Source organism: Pannonibacter indicus (assembly GCF_001418225.1).
Lineage (GTDB): Bacteria > Pseudomonadota > Alphaproteobacteria > Rhizobiales > Stappiaceae > Pannonibacter > Pannonibacter indicus.
In genome coordinates this window covers 43,095-58,166 of record NZ_LIPT01000003.1, presented here as the reverse complement: position 1 = coordinate 58,166, position 15,072 = coordinate 43,095, and the positions used below count along the sequence as shown (strand labels likewise).

At 64.6% G+C, this 15,072-nt stretch carries 13 protein-coding genes; 12 read left to right on the top strand and 1 reads right to left on the bottom strand.

Annotated elements, in window-relative coordinates:
- Positions 1-159 precede the first annotated feature (159 nt).
- The 11 genes from ASC48_RS06060 to ASC48_RS06010 all read left to right on the top strand — a co-directional run bounded on the left by ASC48_RS06060 (position 160) and on the right by ASC48_RS06010 (position 12,116).
- Positions 160-1,170, top strand: a complete 1,011-nt coding sequence (locus ASC48_RS06060) for a sugar-binding transcriptional regulator (protein ID WP_050472213.1) — start codon at positions 160-162, stop codon at positions 1,168-1,170.
- A 61-nt stretch (positions 1,171-1,231) separates the two neighbouring features.
- Positions 1,232-2,212 carry a BMP family lipoprotein gene (locus ASC48_RS06055; protein WP_141658905.1) on the top strand — a complete coding sequence of 327 codons (981 nt, stop codon included), beginning with the start codon at positions 1,232-1,234 and terminating at the stop codon, positions 2,210-2,212.
- Between the two features lie 134 nt (positions 2,213-2,346).
- Positions 2,347-3,900, top strand: coding sequence for an ABC transporter ATP-binding protein (locus ASC48_RS06050; RefSeq protein ID WP_050472215.1), 1,554 nt, complete (start codon positions 2,347-2,349; stop codon positions 3,898-3,900).
- Positions 3,897-5,012 carry an ABC transporter permease gene (locus tag ASC48_RS06045; protein WP_055454907.1) on the top strand — a complete coding sequence of 372 codons (1,116 nt, stop codon included), beginning with the start codon at positions 3,897-3,899 and terminating at the stop codon, positions 5,010-5,012. Before ASC48_RS06050 ends, ASC48_RS06045 begins: the two co-directional genes overlap by 4 nt.
- A 14-nt stretch (positions 5,013-5,026) precedes the next feature.
- Entirely contained in the window at positions 5,027-5,995 is a 969-nt protein-coding gene (locus ASC48_RS06040; RefSeq protein ID WP_055454906.1) for an ABC transporter permease, read from the top strand.
- On the top strand, positions 5,992-6,381 hold the full coding sequence (gene cdd / locus ASC48_RS06035; RefSeq protein ID WP_055454905.1) for a cytidine deaminase: 390 nt from the start codon (positions 5,992-5,994) through the stop codon (positions 6,379-6,381). The genes ASC48_RS06040 and cdd overlap by 4 nt, the downstream gene beginning before the upstream one ends.
- Before the next feature lie 46 nt (positions 6,382-6,427).
- Positions 6,428-7,240 carry a purine-nucleoside phosphorylase gene (locus ASC48_RS06030; protein ID WP_055454904.1) on the top strand — a complete coding sequence of 271 codons (813 nt, stop codon included), beginning with the start codon at positions 6,428-6,430 and terminating at the stop codon, positions 7,238-7,240.
- Positions 7,233-8,018, top strand: coding sequence for a deoxyribose-phosphate aldolase (deoC, locus tag ASC48_RS06025; protein WP_055454903.1), 786 nt, complete (start codon positions 7,233-7,235; stop codon positions 8,016-8,018). Before ASC48_RS06030 ends, deoC begins: the two co-directional genes overlap by 8 nt.
- Before the next feature lies 1 nt (position 8,019).
- Positions 8,020-9,336: a thymidine phosphorylase gene (gene deoA / locus ASC48_RS06020; RefSeq protein ID WP_055454902.1), complete on the top strand. Its 1,317-nt coding sequence runs from the start codon at positions 8,020-8,022 to the stop codon at positions 9,334-9,336.
- 421 nt (positions 9,337-9,757) lie between these two features.
- A complete protein-coding gene (locus ASC48_RS06015) occupies positions 9,758-10,984 on the top strand; it encodes a phosphopentomutase (protein WP_055454901.1) in 1,227 nt (408 codons plus the stop codon).
- A gap of 136 nt (positions 10,985-11,120) precedes the next feature.
- Positions 11,121-12,116: an adenosine deaminase gene (locus tag ASC48_RS06010; protein WP_055454900.1), complete on the top strand. Its 996-nt coding sequence runs from the start codon at positions 11,121-11,123 to the stop codon at positions 12,114-12,116.
- A 139-nt stretch (positions 12,117-12,255) separates the two neighbouring features.
- On the opposite strand, the gene ASC48_RS06005 is transcribed toward ASC48_RS06010, so the two are convergent.
- Complete coding sequence (locus ASC48_RS06005; RefSeq protein WP_055454899.1) at positions 12,256-13,518, bottom strand: MFS transporter; 1,263 nt, start codon at positions 13,516-13,518, stop codon at positions 12,256-12,258.
- A gap of 256 nt (positions 13,519-13,774) precedes the next feature.
- On the opposite strand from ASC48_RS06005, the gene ASC48_RS06000 reads away from it, so the two are divergent.
- Positions 13,775-14,998 carry a DUF1688 family protein gene (locus tag ASC48_RS06000; protein ID WP_055454898.1) on the top strand — a complete coding sequence of 408 codons (1,224 nt, stop codon included), beginning with the start codon at positions 13,775-13,777 and terminating at the stop codon, positions 14,996-14,998.
- Positions 14,999-15,072 lie beyond the last annotated feature (74 nt).

Here is a 15,072-nt window from a genome sequence, read left to right as displayed (position 1 = left end):
ATCGCAAGTTTCAGCCGGAAAACACGCCAAATCCGCTTGACGCCGGACGAGCAGGCAGGCATCTTTTCTGAAAGAATTCACAGCGGCTGAAGAAAATTTCAGTCAGCCAGAGGCACAAGATCCGGGCGAAAGACCTGGGCGCAGCAGGCGGGGCAATCCGTGCAGGACGAGGACTGGACCACCTATCTCTCGATCCGCGCCGCGTGGCTCTCCTTCGTGGGGGGCAGCACGCAGGGCGAGATTGCCGCGCGTCTTGGCGTGTCGCCGGCCAAGGTGCACCGTCTTATTGCCCACGCCCAGAAGGAAGGCCTTGTCCGCTTCCAGATCGAGGGCCGCCCGATCGAGTGCCTCGAGCTGGAAGACGAACTGACCCGGCATTTTGCCCTGACCAGCTGCATCATTGCGCCGGACCTTGGCGGCGGTGATCAGACGACGGCCATCCGCGCCGTAGCCTCCGTCGCGGGCCCCTTCCTGTCCAACCTGCTTTCGGGGCCGGAAATCCGTCAGCTCGGCGTCGGCATGGGCCGGACGCTGAAGGCTTCGGTTGCGGCCATGCCGCGCCTGTCCCGGCCGGACCTTGCCATCATCTCCATCTCCGGCTCGCTGATGCGCAAGCTTTCGGCCAACCCCTTCGATATCGTGCAGCCGCTGATCGAGCGCACGGGCGGGGAAGGCTACTATCTGCCGGTGCCCTATTTTGCCGAAAGCCTGGAGGAGCGCGACATGTTCCTCGGCCAGCGCAGCGTGCAGGATCTTCTGGCGCGTGCGCGGCGCTCGGATGCCTTTGTCGTTGGCATCGGCTCCATCGATGACGACGGTCATCTGGTGCAGCGCGGCATCATCCAGAAGGAAGATCAGGACGGCCTGATGCGCAGCAGTGCGGTCAGCGACCTGATGGGGCGGTTTGTCACAATCGAGGGCGCGCAGGTGCCCGTAAGTCTTGGCGAGTGCGCCGTGGGGCTTCACTACGAGGAAGTCCGCGGCTCTCGTGTCATTGCACTGGTGGGCGGGGAGAGCAAGGCTGACGCCACGCTCGCAGCGCTGCGCACCGGTGTCATCACCGACCTGATCGCGGATGAGACCCTGGCAAGGGCTCTGAAGCAGCGGCTCGGATCGAGCGGCCCTGTGACGGCAGCCTTGCTGCCCCGCAGTGTCCAAGAGGGGAAGTAAACCGGGACCAGCCATGGTGGCCGGGTCCAGTGCCGGAGGATATGACGTGAAGAAGTTCCTGATGACGGGCGCCGCCATTGCAGGCGTCATGATGGCCAGCACCGCCTTTGCAGCGGATTTCCAGCCGGCAGTCGTCTATGATCTTGGCGGCAAGTTCGACAAGTCGTTCAACGAGTCCGCCTACACGGGCGCCGAGAAGTTCAAAAAGGACACAGGCGTCGAATACCGCGACTTCGAGATCCAGAACGACAGCCAGCGCGAGCAGGCCCTGCGCAACTTCGCCCGGCGCGGCATGAGCCCGATCGTCGCCATCGGCTTCTCCCATGCCAATGCCGTCGAGAAGGTCGCCAAGGAATTCCCGGACATCCAGTTTGCCATCGTCGACATGGTCGTGGACCTGCCGAATGTCCGCTCCATCGTCTTCAAGGAGCATGAAGGCTCCTACCTCGTCGGCCTGCTGGCAGCCAAGGCTTCGCAGACCGGCAAGGTCGGCTTCGTCGGCGGCATGGACATCGACCTGATCCACAAGTTCGCCTGCGGCTACAAGCAGGGCGTAATGGCCACCAACCCGCAGGCCGAAGTCTTCCAGAACATGACCGGGACCACCGGTGCTGCCTGGAATGACCCGGTGAAGGGCGGCGAGCTGGCCAAGTCTCAGTTCGACCGTGGTGCGGACGTTGTCTATCACGCAGCCGGCGCCACCGGCATTGGCGTGCTGCAGGCGGCCGCTGACGCGGGCAAGCTCGGCATCGGCGTCGACAGCAACCAGAACGGCCTGCACCCGGGCAAGGTTCTGACCTCCATGCTGAAGCGCGTGGACGTCGCCGTGGACAAGACCTTCACCGACGCCAAGAACGGCCAGTGGACCAGCGGCATCGAGGTTCTGGGCCTTGCCGAAGGCGGCGTGGACTACGCTCTGGACGAATACAACGCGTCCCTCATCACCGACGACATGAAGGCTGCTGCTGAACAGGCCAAGGCCGACATCATCTCGGGCAAGATCACTGTCCATGACTACATGTCGGACAAGACCTGCCCGTAACACCCTGAGGGACTGCGGCCCTTGCCCTGCGCCGGAAGGCCGGGGCAAGGGCTCTTTCCTTGTGACGCCGTGCCATGCGCCCGGCCCCTTTACCGACTGACGCCGGCCCTGTGGCCAGACGCGCGGGAGCATCCATGACCGCCGCCATCGAGCTTCGCAAGATCAACAAGTCCTTCGGGCCTGTGCATGCCAACAAGAATATTGATCTTGTGGTGGGCAAGGGATCGATCCACGGCATCATCGGCGAGAACGGGGCCGGAAAATCGACCCTGATGTCGATCCTCTACGGCTTCTACAATGCCGACAGCGGCGAGATCCTGGTGGATGGCAAGACCGTGACCATCCGCGATTCCCGCCATGCCATCGGCCTTGGTATCGGCATGGTGCATCAGCACTTCATGCTGGTGGATCCCTTCACCGTGCTGGAAAACGTCATGCTGGGCGCCGAGGGCGGCAGCCTGCTGGCAGGCGGCGCGGGCAAGGTGCGGGCGGAACTGGCCCGGCTGGAAAACGAATATGACCTGAAGATCGATCCGGATGCGGTTGTCGGTGACCTGCCGGTCGGCCTGCAGCAGCGCGTCGAGATCCTGAAGGCGCTCTGCCGCGGCGCGGAAGTGCTGATCCTGGACGAGCCCACCGGGGTGCTGACCCCGGCCGAGGCCGACCATCTCTTTGAAATTCTGAAAGTTCTGAAGGCCCAGGGCAAGACCGTTCTGCTCATCACCCACAAGCTGCGCGAGATCATGGCCATCACCGACACGGTGTCCGTCATGCGCCGCGGCGAAATGGTGGCAACCCGCAAGACGGCAGAAACCTCCATGGAGGAACTGGCCGAGCTGATGGTGGGCCGCAGCGTGCTGCTGAAGGTCAACAAGCAGGCAGCCAGGCCCGGCGAACGGGTGCTGGCCGTCGAGAACCTCACCGTCACCGACAGCCGGGGCGTCGATGTGGTGAAGGACGTGTCCTTCGAAATCCGCGCCGGGGAGATTGTCGGCATTGCCGGTGTCTCGGGCAACGGCCAGTCGGAGCTGCTGGAGACGCTGGCGGGTATCCGCCGTGCCCGCAAGGGCCGCATGTGGCTGAATGGCGAGACCATCGATCTTGCGGCCAACCCGAAAAATCCGGCGGAAATCCGTGCCATGAGCATGGGCCATGTGCCCGAGGACCGGCACCGGATGGGGCTTGTCACGTCCTTTGCCGAATATGAGAACGCCATTCTGGGCTATCACAACGATCCGGCCTATTCGAAGGGCCCGCTGCTGGACATGCGGGCCATCCGCAAGGCGGCCGAGGCGGAAATCGCCAAATACGACATCCGCCCGCCCAACCCGCTGCTCAAGACCGCCAATTTCTCCGGCGGCAACCAGCAGAAGGTGGTTCTGGCCCGCGAGATCGAGCGGGACCCGAATGTGCTGCTGGTCGGCCAGCCGACGCGCGGCGTCGATATCGGCGCCATCGAATTCATTCACAAGCGGCTGATCGAGCTGCGTGATGCGGGCAAGGGCCTTCTGCTCGTCTCCGTGGAGCTGGACGAGATCCGCTCCCTCTCCGACCGCATCCTGGTCATGTTCGACGGCCGCCTTGTCGGCGAGCGCGGACCGGATGCCACCGAAAACGAATGCGGCCTGCTGATGGCCGGTGTCACGGATGACGTGCCCGCCCGCGCCGCGCATGGAGGCAGAGCATGAGTGCCGGTTCCCTGCCGCGCTGGATCGACTTCGGGCTGATCCCGCTTCTCAACCTCACTGCAGCCTTCCTCGTCTCCGGCCTTGTGGTGCTGCTGATCGGCGAGAACCCGCTGGATGCGGTTCAAGTGCTGATCTGGGGCTCCATCGGCTATGGTGAGGGGATCGGCTTCACGCTGTTCTATGCCACGAACTTCATTTTTACCGGACTTGCCGTGGCCGTGGCCTTCCATGCGGGGCTCTTCAACATCGGCGGTGAGGGTCAGGCCTATCTCGGCGGCCTTGGCGCGGCGCTGGCCTGTCTGGCGCTGGACCGTTATATGCCCTGGTGGATCACCGTTCCGGTTGCAGTCGCGGGTGCTGCCATGTTCGGCGCGGCCTGGGCCGCCATTCCCGCATGGCTTCAGGCCAAGCGCGGCAGCCACATCGTCATCACCACCATCATGTTCAACTTCATCGGCACGGCGCTGATGGGGTATCTGCTTGTGAATGTCATCAACAAGGCCGGTTCGATGCAGCCGGAAACCCGCACCTTCGAGGAAGGCGGCCAGCTGCCGCTGCTGGACACCTTCTTCGGCACGGACCTCTTCGGCTCGTCGCAGGTGAACCTTGCCCTGTTTCTGGCAATTGCCGCCTGCATGCTCGTCTGGCTTCTGATTTGGCGCACGCGGCTTGGCTATGAAATCCGCACTTTCGGCGCCAATCCCACCGCTGCCGTCTATGCGGGCATATCGCCGGTACGCATCACCATCATCACCATGCTGATTTCCGGCGGGCTGGCCGGTCTGATGGCCATCAACGAAATCGTTGGCTCCCAGCACCGGCTGCTGATCGAATTCGTCTCCGGTTACGGCTTCGTCGGCATTGCCGTGGCGCTGATGGGCCGGGCGCATCCGGTGGGTATCATGCTGTCGGCGATCCTGTTCGGCATGCTCTACCAGGGCGGAGCAGAACTCGCCTTCGAAATGCCGGCCATCACCCGTGACATGATCGTGGTCATCCAGGGCCTCGTCATCCTGTTCGCCGGAGCGCTGGAATATATGTTCCGCCCGGCGCTGGTGCGTCTGTTCAGCTTCTCCGCCAAACCGGCCGCTGCAGCCGGCAAGACGGCCTGACGGGAGAACGAGCCATGTTCGAGACCCTGATCCTCATCCTCGATTCCACCGTCCGCCTGTCAGCGCCGCTGCTGCTGGCCTGCCTTGCCGGACTTTATTCGGAACGCTCGGGTATCGTCGACATCGGCCTTGAGGGCAAGATGCTGGGCGCCGCCTTTGGCGCAGCCTCCGTTGCCTTCATCACCGGCAATGCCTGGGCCGGGCTTGGCGCGGGCATTGTTGTCGCGGTTGGCCTCGCGCTGCTGCACGGCTTTGCCTCGATCACCAACCGGGGCAACCAGATCGTCTCCGGCGTTGCCATCAACTTCCTGGCGGCCGGGTTGACGGCCCTTCTGGGGCAGGCCTGGTTCAATCAGGGCGGGCGCACGCCGTCCCTGTCTGGCGGCGGGCGTTTTCTGGAAATCGAGCTGCCCTTTGCCACTGCCGTCAAGGACGTGCCCATCATCGGCTATATCTATTTCGAGCTGATTTCGGGCCACAACATCCTCGTCTACATTGCCTTCCTTGCCGTTCCGGCCACATGGTGGGTGCTCTACCGCACCCGCTTCGGCCTGCGCCTGCGCGCCGTTGGCGAAAACCCGGCGGCGGTGGACACGGCGGGCATCTCCGTCACTTTCCTGCGCTACCGGGCAGTGGTTATGTGCGGGCTGCTCTGCGGCCTGGCAGGCAGCTATCTGGCGATTGCCCAATCCTCCGGCTTCATCAAGGACATGACCGCCGGGCGCGGCTACATCGCGCTGGCGGCCCTGATCTTTGCCAAGTGGAAGCCGGTGAATGCCCTCTACGCCTGCCTCCTCTTCGGCTTCCTCGATGCCATGGCCATCCGGCTTCAGGGCCAGCAGGTCCCGGGCATCGGTGAGGTGCCGGTGCAGGTGTTCCAGGCCCTTCCCTATATTCTCACGGTCATCCTGCTGGCGGGCTTCATCGGCAAGGCCATTCCGCCCAAGGCTAGCGGCATCCCCTATCTGAAGGAGCGCACATGAGCGCGGTGGACAAGCTCTTCGAGGCGGCAAAGGCCGCCCGCGAAAACGCCTATGCCCGGTACTCGAACTTCAAGGTCGGCGCGGCGATCCTTGCCGCCGACGGCAAGATCTATCCAGGCTGCAACGTGGAAAATGCCGCCTATCCGCAGGGCGTCTGTGCCGAAGCCGGTGCGATTTCCGCCATGGTTCTGGCCGGTCAGCAGCAGATCGAGGAAGTGGCCGTCATCGCCGATGCCGCCCTTTGCACGCCCTGCGGCGGCTGCCGGCAGAAGCTGAAGGAATTCGCAGCCGGTTCCGTCAGGGTTCACATCGCCAATCTCGACGGCATCCGCCGCACCTTCACCATCGACGAATTGCTGCCCGCCGGTTTCCAGCTTCTCGACTGAAGCGGACCCTCAAGGCTGAAACAGAACAACACAAGGGACGAACGCCATGAGCAGCTATGGCAATGACTGCGCGGAAATCGTCCGCGCCGCCCGCCCGGGCAGCTACCGCATCGGCATGATCCTGGGCTCCGGGCTCGGCGAACTGGCGGGCGAGATGGAGAATGCGGTGCGCATTCCCTACAGCAAGCTTCCGGGCTTTCCGGTCTCCACCGTTTCCTCCCACGGCAGCGAGCTGGTGGCAGGCGAGCTGGAAGGCGTGCCGGTGGTGATCCTCTCGGGCCGCGCCCACTATTATGAGAGCGGTAATCCCTCCATCATGCGCACTCCGGTCGAAACTCTGAAGGCGCTCGGCTGCGAGATCCTGCTGGCGACCAACGCCGCCGGGTCCCTGCGTGAGGAGGTGCAGCCGGGCAGCCCGATGCTGATCACCGACCACATCAACTGGTCCGGCCTCAACCCGCTGATCGGCGAGGAAGACGAAAAGCGCTTCCTCGACATGACCGCCGCCTATGACAAGGACCTGCAGGCCGCCATGCACCGCGCCGCCAAGGCCGATGGCCATGCGCTGGCGGAAGGCGTCTACATGTGGTTCTCCGGCCCGTCCTTCGAGACCCCGGCAGAAATCCGCATGGCGCGCCTTCTGGGTGCTGATGCCGTCGGCATGTCCACCGTGCCGGAGGTGATCCTCGCCCGCTTCCTCGGCATGCGCGTCGCCGCCATGTCGATCATCACCAATCTGGGCGCAGGCATGCAGGCCCATGGCCTGTCCCACGACGAGACAAAGTCCGTCGCCAAACTCGGCCTTGCGCGCATGAAGAAGCTCGTACGCGGCTTCGTGAAGGAGGTTTCCCATGGCTGATGCAGCCAGCAAGGCGGAACTCGCCGCCCGGGCTCTCGCCCTTGTCGATCTGACGAACCTGAATGACGGCTGCACCGCCGCCGACATTGATGCGCTCTGCGCCCGCGCCGTGACCGGGCATGGCCATGTGGCCGCCGTCTGCGTCTATCCCGCCTTCGTCGCGCAGGCGAAGGCAAAGCTGGCCGGTACGCCGGTGAAGGTCGCAACCGTCGTCAACTTCCCCGCAGGCGGCACGGACACCCGTGCCGTGGTGGAAGAGACGGCGAAAGCAATTGCCGATGGCGCGGACGAGATCGACCTCGTGATGCCCTACCGCGCCTTCGTGGAAGGCCGCCGCGGCTTTGCCGAAGAGATGATCATCCGCGTCAGGGCCGCCATTCCGGCCCCGGTGCAGCTGAAGGTCATTCTGGAAACCGGCGAGATCGGCGATCCGCTGCTGATCCATCAGGCCTCGCTTGTGGCGATTGCAGCAGGTGCCGATTTCATCAAGACCTCCACCGGCAAGGTGAAGGTGAACGCGACGCTGGAAGCTGCCGAAATCATGCTGACGGTGATCGACGAGGTGCGCGCCGAACAGCCGGGCCGTCAGGTGGGCTTCAAGCCCGCAGGCGGCATCCGCACGCTGGACGAGGCTGCAGCCTATCTGGCGCTGGCCGACCGGATTCTGGGCCCCAACTGGGTCTCCTCGGCCACATTCCGCTTCGGCGCCAGCGGGCTGCTGGATGCACTGATTGACGTGATCAAGGGCGGCGCAGGCAGCGCGCGCGAAGGATACTGACATGCTGGCACAGGAACTCATCCGCAAAAAGCGTGACGGCGGCCAGCTGACGCCAGAGGAAATCGGCTTCTTCGTCAAGGGCCTTGCCGATGGCAGCGTCAGCGAGGGGCAGGTTTCGGCGCTGGCCATGGCGATCTTCTTCCGCCGCCTGACCATCGACGAGCGCGTTTCCCTGACGCTGGCCATGCGTGACAGCGGCACCGTGCTGGACTGGTCCGATGTGGACGCGCCGGTTCTGGACAAGCACTCGACCGGCGGCGTTGGCGACAACGTCTCGCTGATGCTGGCCCCTGCCCTTGCAGCCTGCGGCGCGGCCGTGCCGATGATCTCCGGGCGCGGCCTTGGCCACACCGGCGGCACGCTCGACAAGTTCGACAGCATCCCCGGCTACAAGACCCAGCCGGACAACACCCTGTTCCGCAAGGTGGTGAAGGAAGTGGGCTGCGCCGTCATCGGCCAGACCAGCGACCTTGCCCCGGCCGACAAGCGCTTCTACGCCATCCGCGATGTGACGGGCACGGTGGAGAGCATCGATCTCATCACCGCCTCAATCCTGTCCAAGAAGCTGGCGGCGGGTCTGCAAGGCCTCGTGCTCGACGTGAAATGGGGCACAGGCGCCTTCATGCAGAGCTTCGAAGAGGCCAGGGCGCTTGCCGAAAGCCTCGTGCGCGTCGCCAATGGCGCAGGCCTCAAGACCACCGCCCTGCTGACGGACATGAACGAATCCCTTGCTTCTGCCGCCGGCAATGCAGTGGAAATGCAGAATGCGGTCGATTTCCTGAAGGGCACCTCCATCGACAGCCGCCTGTGGGACGTGACCGTCGCACAGGGCGGCGAGCTGCTGGCGACCGGCGGCATTGCTGAAAGCGCCCAGGAAGGCTGTGATCTGATGCGCGCCGCCTTTGAAAGCGGCCGTGCGGCAGAGAAATTCGCCGAGATGGTCACCGCCCTCGGCGGCCCGGCGGACTTCATGGAAAAGAGCGAGCTTTATCTCGCCAAGGCGCCCGTCATTGCTCCGGTCTATGCCAAGGAGCCGGGCGTTGTCACCGGCGTTGACGCCCGTGCCATCGGCGTTGCCGTAGTGGAACTGGGCGGCGGACGCCGTATCGCGGCCGATGTGATTGACCCGTCCGTCGGCTTCACGGAACTGGCCGGTATCGGTCACCGGGTGGGTGCGGATGCGCCGCTTGCCATCGTCCATGCCGCCACCGAAGACGCCGCCCGCCGCGCAACCGAAGCCCTCAATGCCGCCTATCGCATCGGCGATGCCGCCAGCGTCGAGGACCACCCGATCGTGGCTGCCCGTATCGCGCCTTGAGCGCGATACAAAGCAAGAATGCAATCGCGCCGTGAGGTGCGCTGTCTATACGGACTGCCAGTGAGGCTCCAACTCCTCTCCCCCCTTGAGGGGGAGATGCCGCCGGCAGGGGGCAGAGGGGGGGTAACTGACTGTCCGATTGTGAGAGAGATGGTGCTCTGCCGAAGCGCTGTAACCCCCTCTGTCTGCTCGCGCAGACATCTCCCCCTCAAGGGGGGAGAGGGGCACTGCGGCAAAAGGAGAGTCCATTCCTTCTCCTGGCTGCGTCCGATGCGGACACAGCCCGCCTCATGGAGAGGGGGTTTGGGGGCTGGGCAGGTCTGATCAGGCCACCTCCTTCCGGCCAAACGGCAAGCAGCCGCAAGAGCTGCCGTGAAATGAGATCAGAGGCGTCACGCCTCGGGACAAAAGGAAACAGAGCATGCCTCGCGCCATTCTCGTTGTGCTCGACAGTTTTGGCATCGGCGGTGCGCAGGATGCCGCCCGCTTCGGCGATGAGGGCTCCGACACGCTGGGCCATATCGCGCAGCGCTGTGCGGCCGGAGAAGGTGACAAGCCGGGCCTGCGGAGCGGGCCGCTGCATCTGCCCAACATGAACCGCCTCGGCCTTGGCGCTGCCGCCACACTGTCCACCGGCAAGACCCTGCCCGGCCTTGCGCCGGACCCTGCCCCCACGGGTCTGTGGGGCTATGCGGCGGAAGTGTCCAACGGCAAAGACACCCCGTCCGGCCACTGGGAAATCGCGGGCGTGCCCGTCGCGTTCGACTGGGGCTATTTCCCGGCCACCATCCCCACCTTCCCCGCGGAGATGATCGCCGCCATTGTCGCGGAAACAGGCATTCCCGGCATCATCGGCGACAAGCATGCTTCCGGCACGGAGGTCATTGCGGAACTGGGCGAGGAGCACCTGCGCACTGGCAAGCCGATCTTCTACACATCAGCAGATTCCGTGGTGCAGATCGCCGCCCATGAAGAGGCCTTCGGCCTCGAAAGGCTCTATGCCCTGTGCGAGGTGACCCGTAAGCATGCGGACCCTTACAACATCGGCCGCGTCATCGCCCGGCCCTTCACCGGCACAAGCGCCGCGGATTTCGTGCGCACAGCCAACCGGCGCGACTACTCGGTTCTGCCGCCCGAACCCACCCTTCTGGACCGGCTGACCGCCGAAGGGCGTACAGTCATCGGTGTGGGCAAGATCTCCGACATCTTCGCCCATCAGGGCGTCACCAAGGTGCTGAAGGGCGCAGGCAACGGCCAGCTTCTCGACAAGACGCTGGAAGCCATGGACATGGCGGAGGATGGCGATCTCGTCTTCACCAACCTGATCGACTTCGATTCCCTTTATGGCCACCGCCGCGATGTGCCGGGCTATGCGGCAGCGCTGGAAGAGTTCGACCGGCGCCTGCCGGAGCTGATGGCAAAGCTCAAGGACGGCGACCTGCTGCTGCTGACTGCCGACCATGGCTGCGACCCTACATGGCGCGGCACGGACCATACGCGCGAGCATGTGCCGGTTCTGGGCTTTGCTCCTGGCATCGGCGGCCGCAGCATCGGCGGACGCGGCACCTATGCGGATATCGGCGAGACCATCGCGGAGCATCTGGGCATTGCCTCCGGGCGCCATGGCCGCAGCTTCCTGAGCGCCTGACTTTCCACCGGGAAGCGGCGTCCATGCGCCGCTTCTTCTTGACGCAGCGTGCGGCGGCGGGAACAACTTTGTCAGTGATTGAGCCGGGTCATGAAAAGGATCCGGCAGGCAGCTTTCAGGGAAGGACGGGCGGCCCATGGCAGTGCAGGAGCAGGTGCTCAAGGCGGAATTGCACTGCCATATCGAAGGGGCAGCCCCGCCCGCACTCGTTCAGAAGATCGCAAAACGCGAGGAGATCGACGTTTCCTCGATCATCGACGCCAAGGGTCAGTACCGCTGGAGCGACTTCACCACCTTCCTGTCCGCCTATGACCTCGCCAGTTCCGTCTTCCGCCGCCCCGGCGACTATGCGCAGCTGAGCGAAACCTATTTCCGCATGCTGGCCGCCGAAGGGGCCATCTACGGCGAAATCTTCATTTCCCCCGACCATGCCACTTCGGCGGGCCTCTCCTACCGGTCCTATGTGGAAGGACTGGCGGCAGGCCTTGAGCGGGCCAAGGCGGAGACCGGCATCGAAGGCCGGATGATCGCCGTTGGCGTCCGCCACTTCGGTGCGGCCTCGGTGGAGCGGGTGGCGAAGGAGGTCGTCTCCAATCCGCATCCGCTGGTCACCGGCTTCGGCCTTGCAGGCGACGAGCGCGAGGGCCATCCGGCCAATTTCGCCCGTGCCTTCCGCATGGCCGGGGAAGCCGGGCTGGGCCTGACCGCCCATGCGGGCGAATTCGGCGGACCGGAGAGCATCAGCGCGGCGCTCGATTTCCTGCGCGTGCGGCGCATCGGCCATGGGGTGCGGGCCATCGAAAGCCCTGCATTGGTGGACCGGCTGGCAGCGGAACGGATCGTACTGGAGGTCTGCCCCGGCTCGAATGCGGCGCTGGGGCTTTACCCGGTGCTGCGCTTCCACCCGGTCAACCTGCTGCGCCGGGCGGGCGTGCGCATCACCCTCAATTCGGATGATCCTCCTTTCTTCCGCACCACGCTGGGGCGGGAATACAGCTTGACGGCCAAGACCTTCGGCTGGACCCAGGAAGACCTGCGCGTCTTCACCCGCACCGCCATCGAAGCCGCCTTCTGCGACAAGGCGACCAAGGAACGGCTGCTGGCCAGGGTGGACAACCAGAAGCTTGGCTGAGTGCTTGCGGGAATGGGGTATGTCATGCCGGAAATCAAACCGCTGGCAAACCCTGCCAGACGCCCCCCGGACGCAGCGAAGCGGAGGTCCGGGATGACGGCGGCGAGGGTATCGGCTGTATCGAGAGACTGCCGCCCCCTCAGGCCGCAGCTTCCTTTTTCTGCTGCTCCTCGTCCGAGCGCGGGTCCATGGCGGCGGTTTCCGGGGTGGAGAGACGCCCGGTGGTGAGCACCGGCACGAAGTCCGACTTCTCGGCGACACTGAGGCTTGCCCGCTGGGTCATCCGCCAGAGGGTGAAGAGCACCATCAGCAGATGCGCGCCCGCCGTCACATGGAACAGGGCCGACGGCGAGGTGGCCGACATGAGCGCGGCCGCCGCGATGGGGCCGATCATGGTGCCCACGCCATAGAGCATCAGCAGCCCGCCGCTGGTCTTGAGGAATTCCCCCGGCGCCGCATGGTCATTGGCATGGGCGACAATGACCGGATACATGGAATAGATCATGCCGCCGAAGAGCGAGACAAAGATGATCACCGTGGTGCTGCCGGGCGCGGAGAGCAGCGACAGGACAATTTCCACCACCATGGCGACCAGCCCCATGCCGATCAGCACGGCGCGTCGGTCGATCCGGTCTGACACCATGCCCACCGGCACCTGAATGAGGGCTCCGATCAGCAGCGACAGGGACATCATGATGGCGACATCACCCACCTCAAGGCCGATGCGCCGCCCATAGACCGCGCCCAGCGTGCCGAAGGCGCCGTTGGAAATGCCGGTGAGGACAACGGCGACCACGGCAACCGGCGAGTTTTTCCAGAGCTTGCGCGGGTCCAGCCTTGCCTGCGTCAGCGGCGCAGGGGTTGCGGCGGTGGAAAGGGCTGTGGGCAGCAGCGACAGGGAATAGATGATGGAACCCACAACGAAGAAGACAAAGCCGGTGGGATCACCAAGCGTCAGAAGCATCTGGCCGATCGTGGTCGAGCCCAGGTTGATCATGGTGTAAATGCCGAAGACCCGCCCGCGCGTCTTGTTGTTGGCGCGCTCGTTGAGCCAGCTTTCCACGATCATGGCGCCGCCTGCGAAGCAGAAGCCCGTGAGCGCGCGCAGCGGAATCCAGACTTCCGGCATCATGAACAACAGGTTCAGCAGCATGGAGATGGCGGCAATGGAAGCCATCACGCCAAAGGTGCGGATATGCCCGACGCGCTTCACGATCATCGGCACCAGCAGGCAGCCGGCGATATAGCCCGCCGCCCAGCCAGCACCCAGCATGCCGAGAGACGTGTCGGAGAAGCCTTCGGCAAGGCCGCGCACAGGCAGCAGCAGGCCGTGCAGCCCGCCGGCCATCAGCAAGAGGCCGGAACCGAGAAGAAGAGCGGCGATGGAAAACACGGTCGACATGAAGAAATCCGGACAGCAGCAGTGATCGTTTTTGCGGCCTCAGCCGCGCGTTTGGCGTGAGGAGCGTGGCTCATGCTGCCCGAGACAGAGGTCAGACGACAAGACAAGCTTGTCCCAGATCGTGCATGAGGCTGGTTTATCAACCGTTCATGATTTCACGGCAGCAACATGACAGCCCCCTCCCCTGTAATCTGGCATGACCTGAAGGCCCAACGTCTGTAAGACCAGAGCGTTCCATCGAAAGGACGCAAAGCCGATGACAACGCCCGCCGCCCCCGAAACACCCTCCGAGGCCATCAGCCTGCTTACTGCGCAAGCCTTGCGCGAAGGTGCCGCCCGCCTGCTGGATCTCGCCAGACAGACTGCGCTTGCCGGCATCCGTCTGGATGAGGGCAAGCTGGAGCCACTGGCTCAGCAGGTGGCTTCGATCCTGCGCGCTGCGGCGCCGGAAGCCGGGCTGGCCCCGCACACCCTGTGGCGGCTGGCGGAGGCAGGCGGAGAAGACCGCTGGGGCATGATTGCCGGTGCGCGTGCCTTTCCCGATGTGCGGATGATGGGCCGCGCCGCCTTTGATGCGGCCATCACCGCGGTGCTGATGACGCCGCCTGCGGATCCGGGCTGGCGGTTCGATGACCCTTTCACCGGAGAGAGGCTTGCAGGTGCTGAAGGCATGACGGCAGCCACCCTCTCCGCTTTCGCCAGCGGGCTTTTCTCCGCCGTGCCCGCCGATCCCATCCGCGCCGATGCCCATGCGCTGATCCGGGTGGAAACGCAAGAGCTGGCCCGCGCCCTGCAGGTGGATGGGGACCATGCGGCCGCTCTCGCCGCCCGCCTGCACCGGCTGGGGGAACTTGCAGGCATGCGGCCCGATCTCTTTGCCCGCGATGACGAACCAAGGCCCGGCGGGCTGTTCGACGTGCTGTTCGATGAAGGGCAGGAAGATGGCAGCCTGAGCCTTGCGCGGATCTTCGCGCTTGTGCTGGAAGGGCTGGTGCCGCTGTGGGAGGGCTCCGAAAGCCTCAACGGCGTGCCGCTGGGCGATACGGTCCGCGTGCCGGCGCTCGAGGGCCACATGGCTGGCGAGCCTCTTCTGCCGCTGCATGAGCGGGCAAGGTTTCTGGCGCTCTCTCTCGTCGAGCCGCTTGCCTGGGCCGGCATTGCCCCGCTGGACCTTGATGCCCCCGGTGGGCCTACGGACACCGCGCATGTGCAACTCATGCTGGCAAGCGGCGTTATTTCCTTCGCCCTGCAGGACGGCGATGCCCGGGTGCAGGCGGCCATGCTGCGCGGCCTTGCCGGAGCGCTGACCCTTGAGCTGGCAAACAAGGTCCGGAACATTCTGGAAACGGCGGACGGAGACCTGCCGCTGACCTGCATCGAGGAAGCGGGCACCTTGCCGCTTGCTGCCATGCTTTTGCGGGAAAACCCGGCAGCTGTTGAGGACTTCGGCAAAATTGCCGCCGCCGGGACTGTTTTTTGAGCGCTCTTCGGTGCATAGGAAAAGACAGAGACATCAGAAGACACACCGGCGGAAAGCCGCAAGAACAGGAGACA